The organism is Agrobacterium sp. ST15.16.055, assembly GCF_027956555.1.
In the GTDB taxonomy this organism is placed as follows: Bacteria; Pseudomonadota; Alphaproteobacteria; order Rhizobiales; family Rhizobiaceae; genus Agrobacterium; species Agrobacterium salinitolerans.
In genome coordinates this window covers 1-20,589 of record NZ_JAQKGN010000001.1, presented here as the reverse complement: position 1 = coordinate 20,589, position 20,589 = coordinate 1, and the positions used below count along the sequence as shown (strand labels likewise).

The following is a 20,589-nucleotide window of genomic DNA, read 5'->3' as shown; positions in this document are numbered from 1 at the left end:
CAATGGCTGGTGTATTTGATTTCCTTTTCAAAAAGAAAACCAACGGCGAGAACGATCTAAAAGCCGTTCTCAGCCCTGAAGAGGCTAAGAAGGAAAACTTCCTTTCGCAGTTCCTGCCGGAAGACGCCGATAAGCGTCAGTCGCTTGCCCAAAGCCTTTTGTTGGGTGGCGCTGCAATGATGGCGGCTGGTGGTCCTTCTGAGAAACCGACAAACCTTCTGTCTATTGTTGGGCAGGGTCTCGGCAATGGCGTGGGCGCATACAACGCGAACATGGATGGCATTGCTGATCGCCAGACGAAAGGCATTACCAATCGAGCCAATCAGGTGAAGCTCCAGAGCGTGCAGGATGCACAGAATCGGGCTGCGACCTTCGTTGAAAAATACGGCTCGCCTTCCGAGAACGGCTATTCGATTGAGGCGCTTTTCGCCCTTCATCAAATGCAGCTTGCCAATGGTGATGATGCTGGCGCTCGGGAGACGCAAGGGCAAATCCAGAAATTGCAGCAGCATGCCGCAGACAATGGAATGGTCCTTGGGGAAGATGGTTCTTATCGGCTTGCGGATGGTTATGGAAAGAGCATCTTCGATACGAAAAAGGCGGAAAGCCTTGGTTCGGCGGTTGGGCAGAATGCGGAAATTACTGCCGATCAGAAGGATTATCAGTTTGGCGTCGAAAATCCTGATTTCCGAAAATACGAATTTACGAAAAAGAACGACACCAACATCAACGTCAATACGGCTCCCAAAGACGGCAAAATCTTCGAAGAATTCATTGACGAACGTAAAGGCGCAACTTCTGCCGTCGCTGGTCTGAAATCAAACTTCGAGGCGCAGAATGCAATTCGGTCGGGTGCAATTACCGGTGCCATGGCTGATAAGCGGCTTTATCTCCAGAAGGTCGGCGCATTGCTCGGCGTGGCTGACACGAAGGAAATTCAGAATACTGAAACTTTCCAGAGTGCCGTAGCTCCAATGGTCGGCGCGATGATCAAGGACATCGTTGGTTCTGCCAACATCTCCGATAGCGACCGCGCATTTGCAGAGAAAGCGGCAGGCGGCAATATCAGCCTTGATGAAGGCTCCATTTTGCGCCTACTCGAAATTCAGGAAAAGGTCGCGAAAGACAAGATCGCCACCTACAGTTCTCGGGTCGATGCCATTTATCCTGATACGCCCGAAAACGAGAAGCAACGCGCATTCCTCAAGGGCGGCATTGCCGTTCCTGAAAAGCGGTCTGCTGTTGAGGCAATCGTGGTTGATAGTGAAGCAGGTTATGAAGCTGTTCCGGCTGGTAGTGCCTATCGCTTCAGTGATGATCCGCCCGAGATGGTTCGGAGAAAGCGCTGATGGTCAATTACATCCGTTATGCCAATCAGGGAGCCACGCGTAATCGTGAGCTTTCTGACGAACTTCTGAAGCGGCTTGGCTATCTGGAAAACATGGGTGTCACAGCCGAAGTCTTCTCAGGAGGACAGCCAGGAATCGAGGAAGGCGGAAGTCGCGTTGGTTCCACCCGGCATGATCATGGCGGCGCAGCAGATGTCTTTTTCTATAAAGACGGCAAGAAGCTGGATTGGGCGAACGATCAGGATCGCCCGATCTTTCAGCAGATTGTCAGTGAAGGCAAAGCAAACGGCATTACCGGCTTTGGTGCCGGTCCCGGCTATATGCAGGCAGGTTCCATGCATATCGGCATGGGTTCGCCCGGGGTTTGGGGTGCTGGCGGCAAAGCCGGTAATGCGCCGGAATGGCTGAAAGCTGCCTACAATGGCGCTCCGTCCCAAACCAAGCCCGATATTGTCTCGGAAGTGATTGCTGCTGCCGATCCTGCATCAGTGCCAAAACAAATCCCCGGCACACAAGTTGTCGCTTCCGCTCAAAAGACGGAAGAGCCGAAAAGCCGGAATGGTGTTCTGATCGATGCTTACAATAAGCTGACTGGTTCTGACGTTCAGGTTGGTGACACCATTCTCGGCATGGAAACAGATAAAGTGACCAAAGGTTTCAGCCAGATCGGTGATTTCGCCAAGACCCTCGCGGAACAGGACGCCGCGCTAAATAGCCAAATACAGGCAACAGCAAGGGCGCAAGGCGGTCGTATTGGGGGCGGCAGTCCCGTGGAAATAGCCGTTCTTTCTTCGTTGCCAGAACAACAGCGCAAACGCCGGGGCGGTCTCTCCGGGCTTGGAGGCTTCACGCTTTAACATATGGACGATTGGAAGAAGAAAATTATTGAGCGCGATGGCGGTGCCATTCCGGATTGGAAGCGCAAGATCATCGAGAAAGACAGCGGCACCAACGTTTTCGAATATGCTGGTCCCGATCCTCGCGACCTTTCTAACGATGCGGGCGATGCACCTTGGAATGTCCGTATGGCGGTTGGTGCTTTGGATAAGCCCGAAGACCGTCTGAAGGCGCTTCAGAAGACATATCCCGACGCAAAACCTTATGGCGACGACAACTTCATTTTTACGGATGAGAACGGCAGGACGCGTCTTTACAATCGCGAAAGCTGGTTTCCGTCTCTTGGCGACTTCGCGTCTATCGCGCCGGAAATCGGTGAAACCGTTGGCGGCGCTGTTGGTGGTGTTCTCGGCGGTCTCGGCGGCGGTGCAGTTGGTTCCGCCGTTCCTGTTATTGGAACAGGCGTTGGTGCCTTTGGTGGCGCGGTAACTGGTGCTGGTGGCGGTTCTGTTGCCGGTCGTGAAGGTGTCCAGCGCGGCTTGAACTGGTTGTTCGGAAACGAAGACACTCGAACCGGTTCTGAACAAGCTGCCGATGCTGCAAAAACATTTGCACTCGGTGCGGCTGGCGAAGGTGCCGGTCGTGCGGTTGGCGCTGGCTGGAAAGCAGGTAAAAACGCCTACAAGAAGATGCTGGTCGGTGAAGTTGACGATGTTGCCAAAGCTCAGGCGAGATTGGCAGACCTAAACGCCATTGGCGCTGACAATCCACTTCCCGGCATGGTGAACGGTAATCCCCGCACGTCAAAATTTGAACATGCTCTTTCTTCGCTTCGAAACGGAGACGAGATTCAGAAACGCATTGATGATGCTCATCAGGCGATGGACGGCGAATTCGACCGGATTGTATCGGGAACAGGAACTGCCAGAACGCAGGCTGAACTTGGGGAACTTCTCAAGGAACAGGCAAAGGCTGCAAAACAGGCTGGCTTCCAACGCTCCAATCAACTCTATGACCGCGTTGGCGAGAAAGTGACCTCTCCCGCCGTCATCGACAACACGTCTTCCTTTTTGAAGAAGCTGAAGGCGGATCGTGAAGCTATGGGCAGTTTCGACAAGCGTGCAATCGGTTCTCAGACTGACAGCGTGATTGATGATGCGACGGCTATTCTGGAAGATGCACAGAACGGCATGACTTTCGATCAGCTTCAGAAAACTCGAACGATCATTGGTCAACGGGCGAAAGACACAGACGACAAGGTTCTTTCAAACCATCTCAATGGCTTGTATGGCGCATTGACTGCCGACATGGAAAAGACGGCTCTCGCGTCTGGTGAAGATGCCGCGCAAGCATGGCGCAAAGCCAATAATCAGTATCGCCGCCACATGGACCCGGCGAAAGGTTTCGGAAAAGGCGGGGTTGCCGACAAGATTATTCAAGCTCCCGATACAGACAAGATTTGGCAATTTGCGACCGAGACCACCAATAAGGGCGGAAACCGTATCGCGCAAATTCGAAGGACTGTTGAAAAATCTGAAGGTGGCAAGGACGCGTGGGCTGATGTTGTTTCCAGCAGCATCGAGCAGCTTGGCAAATCGACGGACGTTGAAGGCGTTGAGCAATTCAATTCCACCATGTTCCTGAACAAGTGGTCGAGAATGTCTCCAGAAGCCAAAGATGCCATTTTCAAGGGAACGAAGAACCAGCAATACCGACAGGATTTGGACAGGCTTGCACGTATCTCCAACAACATGAAGCAATATGCCCGGGGTGCGAACCATTCAAATAGTCAGACGCACAAACAGATGCTCGACAACATCAATCCGTTGGACAAGAACAACGTGCTGACTTCCGCGCTCGGTATGGCGGCGGGTGTTGAACCGATGTCCGCACTTGCCATTGGAGCGGCAAAAGGTGCTGCAAAAGCAGGAGCAAACAAGCTCTTCACCAATAGTCGCATGGCACTTTTCAAGAACCCGGAAACAGTCGCGTGGCTTGCCGATATTCCCAAGGCAGAGATGCAAAAGGGCGGAATGCAGGGGCACATGAAGAAGCTCGTGGAAATCCGCAAACGTACTTCTGATCAGGCGGTGGCAACTGCCATTGCCGACTACTTCCGTGATCTTGGCTACGAAGACGACCAATAACCTAAATAAAATCAATAATAATAAGAGGGCGAAAAGCTCATGACAGACCTAATTTCTTCCGATTGGAAAGAGCTTGACGCGGACAACAGTCAGCCTTCTCCGAACGGCGTCCAAGGCGGATACAGTCCTTCCCAATTAGCGCCAATCATTCGATCAATTCGCGGTTCGCTGAAGCGCTTCTATAATCAGACCAATCCCGTTTACACTTCGACTGGCGCAGTTAACGCTTACGTTCTGACGTTTGAGGCTCCACTAGCCGCCTATTCGAAAGGTATCATCTACCGATTTTGGGCACACGCGACAAATACCGGTGCGACAACTCTGAACATCAATTCCCTTGGTGCACGGGCTATCGTATCGAGAGTTGACGGTTCGCCATTAATTGCCGGGGCTATCGTCACCGGTCGGATGGTTGAGGTCGTCTACAACGGTAACGCATTTGAACTGCTCAGTGTCGCCTTTACCCCTGTTCAGCAAGGCACTGGTCCCAATCAAGGAAGCGCGAAAATTTCGCTCGGTATGAGTGCCAGTAATCGCCTTCTTATGCAGGCAGACAACACTGACTTCGGTGACACGTTGCCGATCAACATCAACGGTAACGCGACTACGCTCGCCGGATATGCGCCTTCTGCTCTTCCAATTTCCACGGCAACCCAAGCTGCTCTCGATGGCAAAGCAACTACTGCCCAAGGAGCAAAAGCGGATACTGCAGTTCAGCCGTGTGCTCTAGGTAATTCCGCCAGCAAAAATTTCTATTATGGGACCGCTGTACCTGCATCCAATTTTGGATCGGAAGGCGACATCTATTTCAGGTACGAATAATGGGCGAAACTTACGTTCAGGTGGCAAGCGCTCCCCGTAAAGTCGTGGATGCGTACAGGAAAATTAATGGCGTTTGGCAACCCTCCACAGAGTTGTACGCGAAGCTGCCGGGTTCCGGTATTTTAAAACACGTATTCTCAAGTGAAATTGTCGTCACAATCACAAGCAACCGAACTGACCTAATCTTGGGTAACTTGTTCACGACTGCCCAATGGCAGTCCAGCGCACGTAAGAGAGTGATTATCAGTTCCGGTGTCGTCGTTACTGGATCGACTGCCGAGTGGGCATTGGCTGCCCAGAATGGTGGGCAAGCAACTGCGACTTGGGGCGGAACACTTACGCTTGAAAATTATGGCTCGATCCAAGGGCGCGGCGGTTGGTACAATGGTGGGCGTGGTGGACATGCCATCTATCCCGATAGCGGTGTCGCTTGGTCTAAGAAGATGCTGGTCGATAATTTTGGCTCAATCCTTGCTGGCGGCGGGGGCGGTGGTCGCGGAGGTGACGGTGGCGGCGGGTACTGGACACAAGAATACTTCGAGGGTCCGGCATATGACGGCGCTAACTACGTCTGGCGAGCAAACTACACGTCAAATGTCGCAGGTGCGATTTGGGGCGGTGCGGACAAGGGCGGGGTTGGTAATGGTGGTGCCACCGAGTTCGACGGCAATGACGGTTGGAGGTATTACCGTGGCAACTATCGTGACTCGCCAATTTTCAACATCTCAAGATACGAACTTTCGCGTCGGCGTTGGGAAGGTAGATGGACAAATGGTGGTGCTGGCGGAACAGGTGGTCGCGGTCAAGGCTCCGATGGTGGAGCAACCGGCAGAAACGGCGGTGGTGCACCCGGCACAAACGCTGGATGGGGCGGCTACGGTGGCTCTGGTGCTGGATGGGGTGGTTATGGTGAAAACGGTCAAGCTGGCGGCGGCGGTAACAATGGCGGTGGTGCAGGCGGTCAAGCCGGTGGTGCACCCGGAACCGCGTATCGCACCGCTATCGTTCAAATGAACAACAAGGGCACTGTTGCCGGACTCGTCACTTAACTAAAAATCCAATTAAAGTTGTGGTCGGATATTCGATTCAATTGCCTTCCCCTTGAAAATGCATACAAATGCTGTTGTCTATTTCTCGGGGGAACTATGAAGAACATGTTTATTGCTGGCGTCGTGCTTTGCGCGATGCTCTCAAGCTGTGCCACCACCAGCGAAATGCCACTTGCACCTAACGCGGTGCGACTGGACACCAATGCGAGTGGTTTGATTTTCACGAGCGCAGCCGGTGCCATCACCATGAAAAAAGCGGCTGAAGCCACAGTGAAACGTGGATACACCCACTTCAGGCTTGATCAGGTCGCCACCGCGCAGGGTTCTCGTTTCGTCGGAATGAATACAAACACCTATGGCAATGCTTCTGCGAACGTCTACGGCAACACCGCTTACGGCACGTACAGTGCAAACACCTTCAGCACGCCGATGTACGCGCCGACAGCACAAATCGGCGTAACAGTCGTCATGTTCCACGCAAATGAAGCTGGAGCAAAGGGCGCGTTCAACGCTGCGGAAGTGATCAAAAAGAACGGTAAGATTTAGCCCGCTCTGAACAGGTCGAATTCTGCCTGCCTTCGGATGGTCAACCCACGCAAGGGTGTGAGAACGCCTTTCACCCTTGCCTTGTCCCATTGAAGCCAAGACTTCCCGATTTCTGCAATCGGCGCTTTACCGTTGATCTTCTTGAGAAGGGTTGAGCCTGAAAATGCTCCAAGCCCGAGATTGAAGGCAAATGATACAAGCGCGCCGAACTGGTCGTCGCTCAATGGGACTTTGACCAGCCTTACCACGCCTTTCTCGAATTCAGCCAGATCAAGGGCGAGCAGCCTGTCAGCTTCGGTTTGGGTGATTGTCTTACCGCGCTTCACATCAGCCAAAGTGACTGTCTTGGTGTGTCCATATCCGATGGTCGGAATGTTTGCGGGGCAGAGATAGGCTTTGAGTTTGCAGCCTTCAGACGCCTTGATGATCTGAAGAGCTTTTGGGGATGTTCTGTTGTTCATCCATTATGTAGACGAACACGACACCCCCGGCTTTTTCCGCTTAGTGAAGGGTAGGCTTTCTTACGGTTGGCTTCGTCCGCTTCTTGTAAGGACGGCGATTGCGAGACTGTTCAGCATCTGTCGCCCAACGAACATTGCCGGGTTCATAGCCCTTATTGTTGTCGATACGATCAATGGAAAAATCGGCAGATGGACGAAGACCAACTTCACGGGCGAAGGCTTCAAAGCTCTCGAAATGGCAAAGAATGTCTCTACCGCCATAATCGGCATAACGCGGGTGGTTTTCATTACGGCAACGAGCAAGGATATTGATATAGCAACGATAGAGGGAATATTTCTCAAAATCTTCAGACTTGCTGAAACCGTGCTTCTTGCTGTTAAGACCATCAAAGTAATTGTTTAAATCCATTAGTAAATCTCCTGTTTTTGAATTCAGGAGTATTTAGAAAATTACGGATTTCTGGATTTTTGGAACGGGTTATCGACAAAGCTTCGAAATAGTTGTGGGAACCTAGCTTCGGCATAGGAAATCAAGGCATTCCTTGCTTTACTTGCATCCAACCAAGTCACGAATTTTTTGGGGTAAGCCTTTGACTTTGTATCATTATTGTAGTCTTTCGACTTTTGAGAGCATCATTCGCACCAAAAGTATTTGGCTGTCATCACTTTCATCATCGAATGACACCCAAGAAGGGCGTTGGACGGACAGTTTGTTGCGAAAAGTCTGTCTCGAATACGGCTACACAAGCTTCGAAATCGAGCGACTATCAGAGCTTTTTAAAACTTCGCTCGATTTTTGGGATGTCCTAGGTCTCTGTCTAACACCTGATGATGATATGCTCAGTCAATGGCGAGGCTATGCAGACGATGGCTTTGGTTTTGCGATAGGTTTCAATGACGATTCGCTAGCGAGTTGTGCGGCTGCTAATACTTTAAAACTACAACAGGTAGCGTACAGCGAAGCCGAACAGCTTGAAATTTTCCGTACTCGTTTTTTTCCTGAAAAGGAAGCAATACGCGATGTAATTTCCAAAATACCAGTAGCTACTTCAACCGGTTGGCAAGGTGCCCAAGATCAGTTCCGTGCAGTGATATCAAGCCCTGCCGCTGTAGTCGGCGCATTCATGTTGGCACTAATCGATTTATCCTACCGGATGAAAAATCCAGCGTTTCGAGAAGAGAACGAAACGCGGCTGACGAGGGCAGTTCCACAGAACTACGCAGAGTGCGAGTTTCATACTTCTGGCAAAAAGCTGGTGCCGCACTACGCGATCCATTTCTCAAGCACTACGCCCTCAATGTCGATAGATCGCATTGTCCTAGGACCAAGAAATCCAACACCCTTGGACGTGGCGAAGGCATTCTTGAGCAAATACGGTTTCACGACCACAGACGTTTCCCGTTCGAGCGCTTCTTATCGTGGAGTAATTTAGGACATCCCATCGCCCCGGTAAGCGATCACGAAGCCTGCCAGAGCAGTTGCAAATGCTACAAGAAAAATGACGGGCTGCTACATTACCGCGATTGACATCCCGGCAGAAATAATTGATTTTATTGAGTAATTCGACACCTCAAAACAGGATTGGCGTTTCTCGTGGACACCAAATTTTCCTGCGAATTACTCGACGAAAACCCGCACGTTCGAGGCACGTCCGTCGGCGTCGATCACCGTGAGTGTGGAAAATCCCTGACCTTCGGGCCGCCATTCGCTGTTGCGGCGATGGGACGCATTCGGCAAAGGCAAACCGTTGGCGAGCCAGCGAAAAGGTGCCCGCCCGCCCTGCAGCTTCAGCACCAGCGGCGAGATGCCTGACTGACCGGAAAGCTCCACACGCGCGCCCTCGGGCGGGTAAACGATGCGCGGGGCGCTTTCACGTCTTGAAGCGGAAAGCAGGCCGCTGGCCGTCGTGGTGAAACGCCGCTGATTGGCGGGGAGGTCATTGACCGCCACCCGCGCGACACCGGAAGGTGCGGCCGGCATCGGCGTGATCGCCACGCCGGATTTCTCGAAGGCCTCGAACAGGATCGGGGCGGCCGTCGCATAACCGGCAATGCCCGGCACCGCGCCATTGTCGGCCCGGCCGACCCAGACACCAACTACATGCCGCCCGTCATAACCCACCGACCAGGCATCGCGATAGCCATAGCTGGTGCCGGTCTTGTAGGCGATGCCGCGCTGTTTCATGCCGAGCGGCGGCAGCACGCCGGACAGGATGTCGGAGATGTTCCAGATCGCCGCATCGGAGAATAAACGGTCGCTCTCCAGCCGTTCCGGGGCGGAGCGGACACCGTCTCCAAGCCGCACGGGATCGCCGCCGCCGGCAAGCCCCGCATAAAGCTGCACCAGATCGACCAGCGAAATACCCGCGCCGCCAAGGGCGATGGCAAGCCCGGGCGCTTCATTGGCGGGAAGTGCGAGTTTGACGCCCACCCGCCGGAACCGCACCATCAGCGCCGAGGGGCTGACCGCATCGAGCAGCTTGACGGCAGGAACATTAAGCGACAGTTGCAGCGCCTGCCGGATGCTGACATCGCCTTGATAATGCATGTCGAAATTGCGCGGCCTGTAGCCGGAAAAGTCGGCCGGGCGGTCTTCGATGATGGTTTCCTGTCCGACAAGACCGTCTTCGAAGGCAAGGCCGTAGATGAATGGCTTGAGGGTGGAGCCCGGCGAGCGAATGGCCCGGCTCATCTCCACGAAACCGCGTCTTGCCGTATCGAGATAGTCCGCCGACCCCACTTCCGCCAGAATATCGCCGTTCTGCGCATCCGCCATGACGATGGCGACGGAGACCCTGTCGCCGAGCTTTTCCGCAGCATGGCGGGCGACACCCTCCAGCTCCCGCTGGATCGGCAGCTTCAGCGTGGAGCGCACCGCGGCAGTATTTGGGAATTTCACCCGCGCGGCGACGGCCATATGCGGCGCATAGGCCGGAAGATCGCGCCGGCTGGAAGGCGTATTCGCAAGAGCCGCACGTTCCGCCTCCCCCTCACCCACGACGCGCTCGACGGCAAGCCGTTGCAATACGCGCTCGCGCGCCTGTTTCGCCGCCTCTGGAAAACGATCCGGGCGTCGCTTTTCCGGCAGTTGCGGCAGCGCCACCAATAGGGCCGCCTCCGCCGTATCGAGCCGGCCAGGCTCCTTGCCGAACCAGGCGAGGCTTGCGGCGCGAACGCCTTCGAGATTGCCGCCATAGGGCGCGATATTCAGATAGAGATCGAGGATTTCCGCCTTGGTGAGTCGCCTCTCAATCTGGAGCGCGCGCGCGGCCTGCAGGAATTTCGCCGAAAACGACCGATCGGCGCGCGGCTCGATCAGCCGCGCCACCTGCATGGAAAGCGTCGATGCGCCGGAAACGATCCGGCCGTTGCTGACCAATTGCCAGGCGGAGCGCAAAAGCGCGAAGGGATCGACGCCGTGATGCTCATAGAAACGCTGGTCTTCATAGGCCACCAGCATGCGTAGGAACAGTGGGTCGACTTCGGCCGCCGTGGTTTTCAGTCGCCAGCGGCCATCGGGTGTCGCAAAGGCGCGCAAAAGCTTGCCGTCGCGGTCCAGAACCTCGAAGGAGCGTTGCTGCGCAGCGTCCAGCGGCGGCGGATAGGCCTTGTCCAGCGCATCGAGACCGAAGGCCGCGCCGCCCATAAGCAGAGCGGCCGTCATGATGCCGACAATGATCGCCTTGCGTCGCCTCATGGGTTTGCCGAGCGCACCTCCATGCGGCCGGTTGCCGTGCGGGCGGCAAATTGCGGCCGGTACATATCCTCAACCGAAGCTGCCGGGTGGTCATAGGTGCCCGGGGTGACGGCGCGGACCACATAGGCCAGCGCAATTTCCGAACTGTCGCCGGCCGAGCGGTCGAAGGCCGCCACGAAACGGTCGTAGCGGAATTCGGTATGTGCCGCTTCCGTTTCCGGCAACCAGTCGAAATTCGAAAGCGCTGCCGAATTGACGAGGCTCGGATTGTCGATTTCGAAACCGGAAGGCAACAGGTCAGTCACCAGAATGCGCGACTGCCAGTTATTCTGCGGTACCACATTCAGCACCACGACGTAACGCTCGTTCTGCGTCACCTCGCTCGGGTTCACCTCCTCGCCATCCATGGAATAATAGGTGCGGGTGATGGTGAAGCCCTCACCACCGGCAGCAAGCGGCTGCGCCGGTGGTGCCACCGTGGTGACGACAGCCGTCACCGGATCGGCCGAGGCATTGGCGATCTTCAAGGGGGCGGCCAGCAACTCGTCGCCGCTCATCCGCTTGCCGAAGCCGCCGGTCTGCAAGTCACCGTTCACATCCAGGCGAATATCCTTGTCCTCACCTTTGACCGCGCGGGCGGCCAGCAGCATCCATGCCTGTTCCTGGGTGCTGGTATAAGGCTTCTTTTCCCATTCCTTGGCCACGGCACCGGCAAGCTGCGGCACGACGGCCGGAACCGGACGGCTTTCCGCCGCAAGCGCCAGCGTCGCCGCCCCGTCACGCAGGGCCGAGCCATAATCGGCGCGGGCGAAGCTGACATTGGTGGTACGGCTTGCCATATCGAGCGAAGCACCAAACACGCTCTTCGAACGGGCCTGATCGCCATAAAGCGAAAGGGCGGCAGCAACCTGCGCCTTGGCGAGCGGTGTGGCGAAATCGGCCAGCGCCGTATCCGCGTAATATCTGAGATCGTTGATCGCCGCCTTGCGGTTGCGCGCCAGGACATAAAGCGAATAGGCGATCTCGTTGCCGCGATCCTTGACATTGCTGTCATAGGAAAGACCGTTCTGCAGGTTGTTCAGCGCCTGTACCATGGCGGCTTCGGGCACATCGTAATTCTGCTCGCGGGCGCGGGTCAGGAAGTCGGTAATATAGGCATCGAGCCACAGATCGCCGTAGCCCGGCGACCAGAGGCCGAAGCTGCCAGAACTCGACTGGAAGGACAGCACGCGGTAGATCGCCTCCTGCACCCGCTTGCGGGTATCCGGGTCCTCGACCATGCCGCTATCCTTCGTCAGTTCCGAAACGTAAAGCAGCGGCAAAGCGCGGCTCGTCGTCTGTTCGGCGCAGCCGTAGGGATATTTGTCCAGCATCATCACCAGCGCCGGAATATCGAAAGCGGGCGAGCGCGTCACGTTAACCGCGACGGAAGAGCCGAGAAGCATGCTATCGGCCAGAAGATCGCCGTTGATCGTCAGGCTGCTATTGGGCGCGATCCTGATTTCGCGCCGCATCGTAACGGGCAGAACGGCCGGGCGCACCGGAACATTCAGCACCTGCTCCAGCGAGACACCCGATGCATTGGAGACCTTGATGGTGATCGCACCATTGCCGGGCTGTTCGCCCGTCAGCGGCACTGTCAGCGACGACTTGCCGCCTTTCTGAAGCGCGAGAGTTTGCGACATCTCGCCCTGATCGACCGTCAGCGCCGTATTACTGGTCACATCCAGCCGGTAATCACCGGCCTCGCCATCCGTATTGGCGATATCGAGCCGCAATTGCGACACATCGCCGGGTGCGAGGAATTTCGGCGCGCTGGCCGTGACAACGACAGGATCGCGAATGACGGCATCGGAAACCGCATGGCCGACACCCGTCTTCGTCCAGGCCACCGCCATGATGCGGGCCGTGCCGTTGAACTGCGGAATATCGAAGCTGACTGTCGCCTTGCCGTCAGCGTCAAGTTCGACCGGACCGGCAAAGAAAGCCACCAGCTTTTCGGTGGGCGGGCTGCCCTGAAGAGCAACCTGTCCGCCGTCACCGCCGGTGCGCAGCCGGCCGGTGGCGCCAAGTGAACCGTCGATCAGGCGGCCGTAAAGGTCGCGGATTTCCAGTCCCAGCCGACGCTGGCCAAAGTACCATTCATCCGGCTTCGGCGGCTCGTAGCGGGTAAGGTTCAATATGCCGACATCGACTGCCGCAACGATGGCATAAGCCTTTTCGCCCACGTCAGCGCCGGCGACCGTGATCGGAATTTCAAGCGGCTGGCGCGGCAGCGTTTTCTGCGGCGCGCCAAGCGTGACGGCAAGTTTGCGCTCGGCCGGATCGACGGCGAGCCATTTGATGCCGATGGCGCGCATCGGCATACGGCTTTCCTGCGCATCGCCCGGGCGGAACAGCGTGGCTGTGACATAAGCGCCCGCGCCCCATTCCTCGGTGACCGGAATATCGATCTCGCCGCCATCCGCGCCGATCTCGGCATTCTGAACGGAAATCAGCTTTTCTGAACCAGAAGTTACCATCAACTCGCCGGCAAAACGCGACGAAATCTTGAGTTTAGCCGTATCGCCGATCTTGTAGCTCTGTTTGTCGAGCGCGATTTCCAGCGCATCCGGCGTTTCCGTCGAGCTTGCCTCGACATAAAAACCGGCATCGAATTCAACGCTGGAAACCGGCGCGCCATTGCCGGCGCCCTCCACTTCCAGCCGGTAGCGGCCCCAGGTGACAGGCACGGAAATCTCGCCACCATTGGCATCGACCGAAAGCGTACCGGCTTCCTGCTGCTTGGTATATTCCACCGGCTCGTAACGCCAGGAGTTACCCTGACGATACCATTGATAGTTCCGCTCGACCTTGATGAGTTTCCAGGTCAGGCCATTCATCGCCTGTCTGGCGCCGTCGGCACTGACGCCAATGATGTGGAAACGACCAACGGAATTCTGAGCGAGATCGCCGGAAAATTGCGGTTTGATGCCGATGACAGGCGCATCCGCCTTGATAGGCAGCGTCAGCGAGCGCTCGACGGCACGGCCCCCGGCCTCTTGCATGCGCACGGTGATGTTGGCCGAAAGAAGCTGGGTATTGGAAGGCAGATCGGTCAGATCGACGTTAAAGCTCGCCTTGCCCTCTTCATCCAGATCAGGCAGATCGGCAAGCGCGGTGCGGTTTTCCTCTTCGCTCTCCTCATCGGCCAGACCGAAGAAATAACCTTCGAAATCGGCGCTGGTGCGCGTCGGCTTGATGGCGATCTCGCCTTCCAGCGTCAGGCCGGCGGCGGGCGCGCCATAGAGATAACGGCCATCGACGTCGATTGCCGTTTCCGCGCTCGGATCGATCTGTTTCGCCTTGCTGGAGAGGTCGAATTCCGCCCGGTCAGGCACGAAATCATCGACGAGGAAACTCTTTTCGCTGATCGCAGCCGTTTTCGGGTCGGTGTGGATGCGCAAAGTCCAGGTGCCGCGCATCGCATTTGCCTGCAATGGCAGATCGACCGTATGGCCGCCCAGTGCCTTACCATCGCTGACGAAACGTCGGTCCTCGACGCCATCAGGGCGCGAGAAGATGAAGGTGAGCGGAAGATCCTCGATTGCCTTGCCGTCGACGTCGCGGGCAAGCGCTGCGGCGTGCACGGTCTCGCCGGCGCGGTAAATGCCGCGCTCGGTCCAGCTGAACACGTCGATGGCGCCGGGGGCTGCACGGCCCGTCACGCCACGATCCGAAAGATCGAAGCCGGCGCGGGTCATGTCGAGGAAGACGTAATCCTTGTCGCCGTTGCGCGCCGTCAGGATTGCAGGCGCCTGTGCCGCGGTACCGCGCATCAGGCCGGCCGAGAATACCGCGCGGCCCTCCGCGTCGGTCTTTGCCGTGCCCAGCACCTCGTTATTCTTGGCGAGCAGTTGCAAATCCACATCTGCCAGCGGCTTTGCGCTGCCAAGGGCGCGAACAAAAACATTCAGACCATCGGTTCCGGCATAGGTGGTGATGCCGGTATCGGATACGAGGAACCATTGCGTGGCGCGCGAATCCCAGGTTTCCGGTGCTACGCCCGGCGGCACGGCGGTCAGCACATAGATTCCGGGCTTGCGCTCGGGCAAGGCCTCATCCACCGGGAAGCTCGTTACCACATCCTTGTTGAGATCAGGCTGGATATCGATCGACCCCTGCCAGACAAGCTCGCCGATCTCGTTTTCAATGCGGTCGGCATTATAGCCGTCCATTTGCGTCAGAAACTGCGAGTTTGAAAGAAGCGAGGTGATATTGCGGTCGCCGACACGATAAAGCTTCAGGTCCGCCTTGTCGGCATTGACAGAGACGATTGGAATGCCGCGGCGGGCCGTGCCCGGCAGCACGAAATTCTCGCCGGTAAAGCGAACGCTGGCGGCGCGGTCACGCACATAAATATCGAGATCGACCTGCTTTTCCAGTGGCTCTTCCACTGAAGACGGCAGGCCGGCGCGAAGCGCGATCTTGTAACGCTGACCATGGGTCAGGCCTTCCACGCAAATCTCGCTTCCCTTCGCCTCGATGGCCTTGGGAGCGGCCCCGTCCAGCGTGACGAACGAGGAATAATCGACACCGTTCTTCACCAGCGGCTCGGAAAATTGCACGCAGGCGCGCGGGCTGATACTGTCCGTATCCACGGTATTGTTGATGACGCGGAAACCCTGACGCGTGCGCAGATCGGCATAGGCCGCCTTTGTCTGCGCATTGTCGGTAAGTGCAAGGCTCTCCTTATAAGCACTGAGCGCCGCGCGATAATTCTGGGTTCGCTCAAAAGCCTTCGCCAGCCGGTTCAGGGCCTCGGTGCGGGCGCTGACCGTGCGGCTCAGCTGATAGGCATTGATGGCGGCAGACGCCGCCTGCCCGGCAATGGAATAATTATCAGTAACCTGCGCCGCCTTTTCCGACAATTCCGCCCAGAGCGCGCCATCGTCAGGCGTGATAGCAAGGGCCTGTTTGTAGGTCGTGACGGCATCGGGAATATTGCCTGCTGCTGCCTGCTGCCGCGCGATCTGCACAAGGGCTTCCAGGCCCTGTTCGCCCTCGCCCTCATTCGCCGCAAGGCCGGATTTCAGCCGGCGCGCTTCCTGCTGCAGGCTGTCGGTCACGAGGGACAGGCGCTGCGGCGCGCCGATGTCGGCCTCCGCGGCCACTTCCACAATCTTGCCGGCAACTGCGCCAGGGAAGGCGTTCAGCTGATTGAAATCCGATTTGAGGAAGCACCATTTCACCTTGGGATTGTAGGTGAAGGCCTTGCAGGCGGTATCGCCGACGCAAATGTCGCCGCATTGCTCCAGCGAGACATTCTGCTCCGTCCTCAGATCGAAGCCGAAATAATCGCCGTTTTGGGTCGTAACGACCTTGCGGGAGGGCTCCGCCGCCATGGCTGGCGGGAAAAACAGGGCGGTGGAAACCGCAACCAGCGAAATCCGGACGAGCGCGCGCAACGACATCAGTTTTCTCCCCGCAACAGACATGTCGGGCGGGACTCTGGTCAAATCCACGCATGGTTGTCAACGCATCTTCGTCAATTCGCGACGCGCAATGTGCGAAGGCGGGTAAGCGGGAAGGTCAGTCTTCTATTTTTCGCGCTTCCGAAATCAGCATGATCGGCACACCGTCACGGATCGGATAAGCAAGCCTGGCGCTTTCGGAGATAAGCTCATTGCGGGCGCGGTCATAGGAAAGGCGCCCTTTCGTCAAAGGGCAGACCAGAAGCTCCAGGAGCTTGGGATCGACATTGCTCATCCTGTCGTCCATGGCGGCGATCCTATTGCAGCACGTTGCCGCCCTCGCCCGATCCCTGGGCGAGGACGATCTCGGTGATGGCGATCAATGTTTCGGCCCGTGTCTTCAGGTCAGGCGCTTCCAGCAGTGCCTGTTTTTCAGCCGGTCCGAAGGGAGACATCATGGAAAGCGAATTGACGAGAACGCGATTGCCCGCCCTTTCCACGCTTTCCCAATCCGCTTCCAGCTGATTGGCCTCCAGAAACGAGCGGAATACCCGCAGCAGGTTTTCACGGTCCACCGCATCCTCATCGTATTCGCCGGAAAGATCGGCGATGAAGGGCGCATGCCGGAAGCTGCGATAGGGTTTGCCCGCCTCCACCTCTTCCAACAGACGGAAACGGCACACGCCGGTGAGCGAGATGATATAACGGCCATCACCGGTTTCAGAAAAGGACGTGATGCGACCGAGGCATCCGACCGCGCTCAGCGGACCGCCCTCAAGCCCCGCCTCGATGACATGCAGGGCGGGCTGCACCATGCCGATGATGCGATGGCCGGACAATGCCCAGTCGATCATCGCGAGATATCGGGGCTCGAAAATATTGAGCGGAAGATGGCCTTCCGGTAGAAGAAGCGCGCCCGGCAATGGAAACACCGGCACGGTTTCCGGCAGATCGTCGTTCTTCACATATCTCGCATTTCCGACATGCATGGGAATCACGCCCCCCTGTTCACTGCTGCCCGGCCGGCGGATCGACCGCCACAGCTGGGATATGCCCGCACTACGAAAACAGTATCGCCGAAAGCTTCCTGCGGCCGGCAACGGTTGCCGGATCCTTGAAGCCCCAGGCCTCGAAAAACTCCAGAAGCTGGCGGCGCGCGCCGTCATCGTCGAAGGTCCGGTCCTTGCGCATGACGTATAGCAGATGGTCCGCGGCCTCGTCGCGCCGGCCTTGAGCATTCAGCACCTTGGCAAGCTTCACCCGCGCCTCGTGACGATCAGGATCGAGCGCGAGCTCGCGCTCCAGCGCCACCGGGTCGCCGATCTTGCGGGCTTCCTCATATTGCGCGATCTTTTTCGAAACGAGCTGAATGCCCGCATCTTCGTTGAGTTCCGCAGGCAGCGAAGAGAGCAGTTCGCTTGCCCGCTCATATTGACCGGCAGCGATCATGCATTCGGCAATACCGGCAATCGCTGCCGGATTTTCCGGATCGGCTTGCATGACGGCGCCGAAAAGCTGCGCAGCCCCATTAAAATCGCCATCCGCCAGAAGCTGCTTGGCCTCTGTCAGAACAGCCTCGATCTCGGCCTTGGGGTCGCCCGCGTCAGGCCCGGCGATCTTCTCGATGAACTGCTTGATCTGGCTTTCCGGCACGGCGCCCATGAAGCCGTCCACGGGCCGGCCGTCGGCAAAGGCGACGATTGCCGGAATGGACTGGATACCGAGCTGGCCGGGAATCGACGGGTGATCGTCAATGTTCAGCTTCACCAGCTTCACGCGGCCATTCGCCTCGTTGATGACCTTCTCGAGCACCGGCGTCAGTTGCTTGCACGGGCCACACCAGGGCGCCCAGAAATCCACCAGTACCGGCTGGCGACGCGATTCCTCTAGAACGTCCATGGAGAAAGCCGCCGTCGTGGTGTCCTTGATGTGGCCAGAGGCCGCACCGTTCAGCTCGCCATTATGATGGGCGCTTGCAGTCATCTGCCCGCTATAGGAACCGCCGTAAGGATTATTGTCGCCGCTCATGCCGGTCTCCCGTAAACTTCTGTCATCTGGCTTATTTGAAGCAAAGATCGTATCTCACTCGCTGACTTTCAAGACAAGCGGCGCATGTCCGGTTGCCTCGAGAAAGCGAATGAGATCTTTGGACGCGATCGTTGTCGTCTGGTCGTTGGAAAGCGGATGGCCGTTCACCAACTCGTTTTCCAGAAGATCGCTGTCGAGCACGAAGGTGACCTGCCTGTCCGTGTCGTTGATGGCGCCGAACACTGTCACCGAGCCCGGCACGACGCCCAGATATTCAAGCATCTTTTCCGGTCTGCCAAAGGACACACGGCTTGCCGCACCGATGGTCTTGTGAACGCTTTTCAGATCGACGACCGCGTTTTCCTCAACGGTCAGAACGAAATACTGATCCTTCTTGTCCTTTACAAAGAGGTTCTTTGTATGGCCGCCGGGAATGAGGTCGCGCAGCGACTGGGATTCGGCGACGGTAAACACCGGTTCGTGCTGCTTCGTACTGTGGGAAATGCCGAGTCCGTCGAGAAACTCGAACAGCTCCGTTGCCGTCTTCCGGGAATTTTCCGCCATATCCTGCCGCCTGTCTCTGCCGATTCCACAATCCTTGTTTCCTGATTAAGCGGGCAACCGACGCTTGGCAACGCAGGAAAAAACAACGAGATGAAAAATTCTCAATCATTTCCGCCGCTTGTCGCATTTCTCAAAGAAATTTTCGCGTTTTTGTCATTTCCCTGTTGCATTCCAAAATCGATTGAGCGATATAGCGCCCGTCGCCGCTTGGCGGCCCACGGTTCAGCGAACTACCCCGGACCGGTGGATTTGAGCGGGTGTAGCTCAGGGGTAGAGCACAACCTTGCCAAGGTTGGGGTCGAGGGTTCAAATCCCTTCGCCCGCTCCAAATTTCTCTTGTCCAGACCGGAGACATAGGTAACAGTTTGTACCTAAGACATAGGTGACAATCTCGTGCCGAACGGATTGTCGATTGTTTGCAGCGTTCTCTGTTCCAGGTCGATATATCCTAGATCGTAATGCATGAAGCTGACGAGCCAAATGCCGTCTTCCACCTCCTTTAATCCCAGTTTCTGTCCGGCCAGTACGGTCGATATATTGATCTTCTTGCGAAAGAGGCAGGCGCGTCCGCAATTGGTGACGATGATGTCTCGATCATGGAAGGGATAATCGATCTCCGGCAGGCCAAGGTAGGGGCGCAAAGAGGCGGTATAGAGATCAGCAGGCACTTTCATGCTGATCGCCTCATGCGGCCTCTCGCCATTGAATTCGCTGACGAATGCATCAAAGCGTACCTGTTGCTGGAGAAGGCTACGTTCGGGTGGGCGAGTTGCCTCCTTCTTCAATGTCAGATGCATACGCTCATGCCGGCCGTTCTGCTGTGGATGGCCCGGTTTGATGCGCTCGATCGCTATCCCAAGCCTCAACCAGAAAACCGACAGCTTCGACAGATTGTACAGCCCGTTTGGTGAGGCAAAAGGTAGCCCGTTGTCCGAGCGTATCGCCTGAGGCAGGCCATGTTCGGCAAACAGGCGGCGGAAGGCTTCGATCACGGCTTGCTCTCGTGTCGATTCGAAGGCTTCGCAAGCCAATAGATAGCGGGATGCCTGATCGGTTACGGTCAAAGGGTAACAATAACGGCCATCCCCAAGTTTGAACTCGCCCTTGAAGTCGGCGCACCACAGATCGTTGGCATTGACGGCTTGCGACAGCGTGGTGCCCATGGCCTTGTTTGCCCGGTTCCTCTTGCGGGCCTGGCGCACAAGGCCATGGCGGTCGAGCACCGCATGTACGGTGCTGCTCGCCGGAATACGGACGTCGCCAGCGAGCTTTTTCACCAGCAGTTCGCGGATCTTGCGCGCACCCCAATGAGGCTTCTCCTTTTTGAGGCGCACGATCATTGCCTCGACGGGATCGGGGAGTTGGTTGGCGTAGCGCACCGGACGCCGGGAGCGGTCCGTCAGAGCTTCAAGCCCGTCGTCCTTGTAGCGATTGAATATCTTGTAGCCGGTCTTGCGCGATATGCCGAAGTCCCGGCACACCTCGCTCATTCCTTCGCCCTCCAGCAAACGGGCGACAAAGCGTAGACGTTCTTCCATAACCGAAGTCTCTCTCCACGGCATCAACACCTCCCGCAAAGCGAAAAGTGTTACCCATGTCTCCGGTACAAAACGTCACCTATCTCTCAAGTCGGACA

16 protein-coding genes and 1 tRNA gene are annotated in these 20,589 nt (G+C 56.7%); 8 read left to right on the top strand and 9 right to left on the bottom strand.

All coding sequences use genetic code 11. The features are described from left to right. Positions 1–2 precede the first annotated feature (2 nt). The 6 genes from PL599_RS00085 (at position 3) to PL599_RS00060 (ending at position 6,750) form a co-directional block, all read left to right on the top strand. Complete coding sequence (locus PL599_RS00085; RefSeq protein WP_271358737.1) at positions 3–1,349, top strand: hypothetical protein; 1,347 nt, start codon at positions 3–5, stop codon at positions 1,347–1,349. Further along, a complete protein-coding gene (locus PL599_RS00080; protein ID WP_271358736.1) occupies positions 1,349–2,206 on the top strand; it encodes a hypothetical protein in 858 nt (285 codons plus the stop codon). The genes PL599_RS00085 and PL599_RS00080 overlap by 1 nt, the downstream gene beginning before the upstream one ends. Before the next feature lie 3 nt (positions 2,207–2,209). Continuing rightward, a complete protein-coding gene (locus tag PL599_RS00075; RefSeq protein WP_271358735.1) occupies positions 2,210–4,333 on the top strand; it encodes a hypothetical protein in 2,124 nt (707 codons plus the stop codon). A 39-nt stretch (positions 4,334–4,372) separates the two neighbouring features. After that, entirely contained in the window at positions 4,373–5,155 is a 783-nt protein-coding gene (locus tag PL599_RS00070; RefSeq protein WP_271358734.1) for a hypothetical protein, read from the top strand. Continuing rightward, on the top strand, positions 5,155–6,204 hold the full coding sequence (locus PL599_RS00065) for a hypothetical protein (protein WP_271358733.1): 1,050 nt from the start codon (positions 5,155–5,157) through the stop codon (positions 6,202–6,204). The genes PL599_RS00070 and PL599_RS00065 overlap by 1 nt, the downstream gene beginning before the upstream one ends. Positions 6,205–6,300: 96 nt before the next feature. Continuing rightward, on the top strand, positions 6,301–6,750 hold the full coding sequence (locus PL599_RS00060) for a hypothetical protein (RefSeq protein ID WP_271358732.1): 450 nt from the start codon (positions 6,301–6,303) through the stop codon (positions 6,748–6,750). Here the strand turns inward: PL599_RS00060 and PL599_RS00055 are convergent. After that, positions 6,747–7,211 carry a lysozyme gene (locus tag PL599_RS00055; protein WP_271358731.1) on the bottom strand — a complete coding sequence of 155 codons (465 nt, stop codon included), beginning with the start codon at positions 7,209–7,211 and terminating at the stop codon, positions 6,747–6,749. The two genes, PL599_RS00060 and PL599_RS00055, sit on opposite strands and share 4 nt — an antisense overlap. A 40-nt stretch (positions 7,212–7,251) precedes the next feature. Further along, positions 7,252–7,620: a hypothetical protein gene (locus PL599_RS00050; protein ID WP_271358730.1), complete on the bottom strand. Its 369-nt coding sequence runs from the start codon at positions 7,618–7,620 to the stop codon at positions 7,252–7,254. A 181-nt stretch (positions 7,621–7,801) separates the two neighbouring features. On the opposite strand from PL599_RS00050, the gene PL599_RS00045 reads away from it, so the two are divergent. Next, positions 7,802–8,644, top strand: a complete 843-nt coding sequence (locus PL599_RS00045) for a DUF2971 domain-containing protein (RefSeq protein WP_271358729.1) — start codon at positions 7,802–7,804, stop codon at positions 8,642–8,644. A gap of 185 nt (positions 8,645–8,829) precedes the next feature. Here PL599_RS00045 and pbpC read toward each other — a convergent pair whose 3' ends face one another. From pbpC to PL599_RS00015, 6 genes are all read right to left on the bottom strand, one after another. Further along, positions 8,830–10,908 carry a penicillin-binding protein 1C gene (gene pbpC, locus PL599_RS00040; RefSeq protein WP_271358728.1) on the bottom strand — a complete coding sequence of 693 codons (2,079 nt, stop codon included), beginning with the start codon at positions 10,906–10,908 and terminating at the stop codon, positions 8,830–8,832. After that, positions 10,905–16,361: an alpha-2-macroglobulin family protein gene (locus PL599_RS00035; RefSeq protein WP_269823426.1), complete on the bottom strand. Its 5,457-nt coding sequence runs from the start codon at positions 16,359–16,361 to the stop codon at positions 10,905–10,907. The genes pbpC and PL599_RS00035 overlap by 4 nt, the downstream gene beginning before the upstream one ends. Before the next feature lie 118 nt (positions 16,362–16,479). Then, entirely contained in the window at positions 16,480–16,668 is a 189-nt protein-coding gene (locus PL599_RS00030) for a Trm112 family protein (protein WP_003497541.1), read from the bottom strand. Between the two features lie 10 nt (positions 16,669–16,678). Next, a complete protein-coding gene (locus tag PL599_RS00025) occupies positions 16,679–17,350 on the bottom strand; it encodes an LON peptidase substrate-binding domain-containing protein (protein ID WP_162520637.1) in 672 nt (223 codons plus the stop codon). A gap of 70 nt (positions 17,351–17,420) precedes the next feature. Then, positions 17,421–18,389 (bottom strand): thioredoxin, encoded by a 969-nt coding sequence (gene trxA, locus PL599_RS00020; RefSeq protein ID WP_269823425.1) that lies wholly within the window; start codon positions 18,387–18,389, stop codon positions 17,421–17,423. Positions 18,390–18,443: 54 nt separating this feature from the next. Further along, positions 18,444–18,953, bottom strand: a complete 510-nt coding sequence (locus tag PL599_RS00015; RefSeq protein ID WP_077985246.1) for a prolyl-tRNA synthetase associated domain-containing protein — start codon at positions 18,951–18,953, stop codon at positions 18,444–18,446. A 253-nt stretch (positions 18,954–19,206) separates the two neighbouring features. On the opposite strand from PL599_RS00015, the gene PL599_RS00010 reads away from it, so the two are divergent. After that, positions 19,207–19,281: transfer RNA gene (locus PL599_RS00010), tRNA-Gly, on the top strand. A gap of 43 nt (positions 19,282–19,324) precedes the next feature. Here PL599_RS00010 and PL599_RS00005 read toward each other — a convergent pair. After that, positions 19,325–20,515, bottom strand: coding sequence for an IS481 family transposase (locus PL599_RS00005; protein WP_269835442.1), 1,191 nt, complete (start codon positions 20,513–20,515; stop codon positions 19,325–19,327). Positions 20,516–20,589 lie beyond the last annotated feature (74 nt).

Coding starts and splice junctions, on each gene's coding strand:
- PL599_RS00030 (WP_003497541.1), bottom strand. CDS start 16,668: ATGGACGACAGGATGAGCAATGTCGATCCCAAGCTCCTGGAGCTTCTG.
- PL599_RS00080 (WP_271358736.1), top strand. CDS start 1,349: ATGGTCAATTACATCCGTTATGCCAATCAGGGAGCCACGCGTAATCGT.
- PL599_RS00075 (WP_271358735.1), top strand. CDS start 2,210: ATGGACGATTGGAAGAAGAAAATTATTGAGCGCGATGGCGGTGCCATT.
- PL599_RS00005 (WP_269835442.1), bottom strand. CDS start 20,515: ATGCCGTGGAGAGAGACTTCGGTTATGGAAGAACGTCTACGCTTTGTC.
- PL599_RS00050 (WP_271358730.1), bottom strand. CDS start 7,620: ATGGATTTAAACAATTACTTTGATGGTCTTAACAGCAAGAAGCACGGT.
- PL599_RS00070 (WP_271358734.1), top strand. CDS start 4,373: ATGACAGACCTAATTTCTTCCGATTGGAAAGAGCTTGACGCGGACAAC.
- PL599_RS00055 (WP_271358731.1), bottom strand. CDS start 7,211: ATGAACAACAGAACATCCCCAAAAGCTCTTCAGATCATCAAGGCGTCT.
- PL599_RS00025 (WP_162520637.1), bottom strand. CDS start 17,350: ATGCATGTCGGAAATGCGAGATATGTGAAGAACGACGATCTGCCGGAA.
- pbpC (WP_271358728.1), bottom strand. CDS start 10,908: ATGAGGCGACGCAAGGCGATCATTGTCGGCATCATGACGGCCGCTCTG.
- PL599_RS00035 (WP_269823426.1), bottom strand. CDS start 16,361: ATGTCGTTGCGCGCGCTCGTCCGGATTTCGCTGGTTGCGGTTTCCACC.
- trxA (WP_269823425.1), bottom strand. CDS start 18,389: ATGAGCGGCGACAATAATCCTTACGGCGGTTCCTATAGCGGGCAGATG.
- PL599_RS00015 (WP_077985246.1), bottom strand. CDS start 18,953: ATGGCGGAAAATTCCCGGAAGACGGCAACGGAGCTGTTCGAGTTTCTC.
- PL599_RS00060 (WP_271358732.1), top strand. CDS start 6,301: ATGAAGAACATGTTTATTGCTGGCGTCGTGCTTTGCGCGATGCTCTCA.
- PL599_RS00085 (WP_271358737.1), top strand. CDS start 3: ATGGCTGGTGTATTTGATTTCCTTTTCAAAAAGAAAACCAACGGCGAG.
- PL599_RS00065 (WP_271358733.1), top strand. CDS start 5,155: ATGGGCGAAACTTACGTTCAGGTGGCAAGCGCTCCCCGTAAAGTCGTG.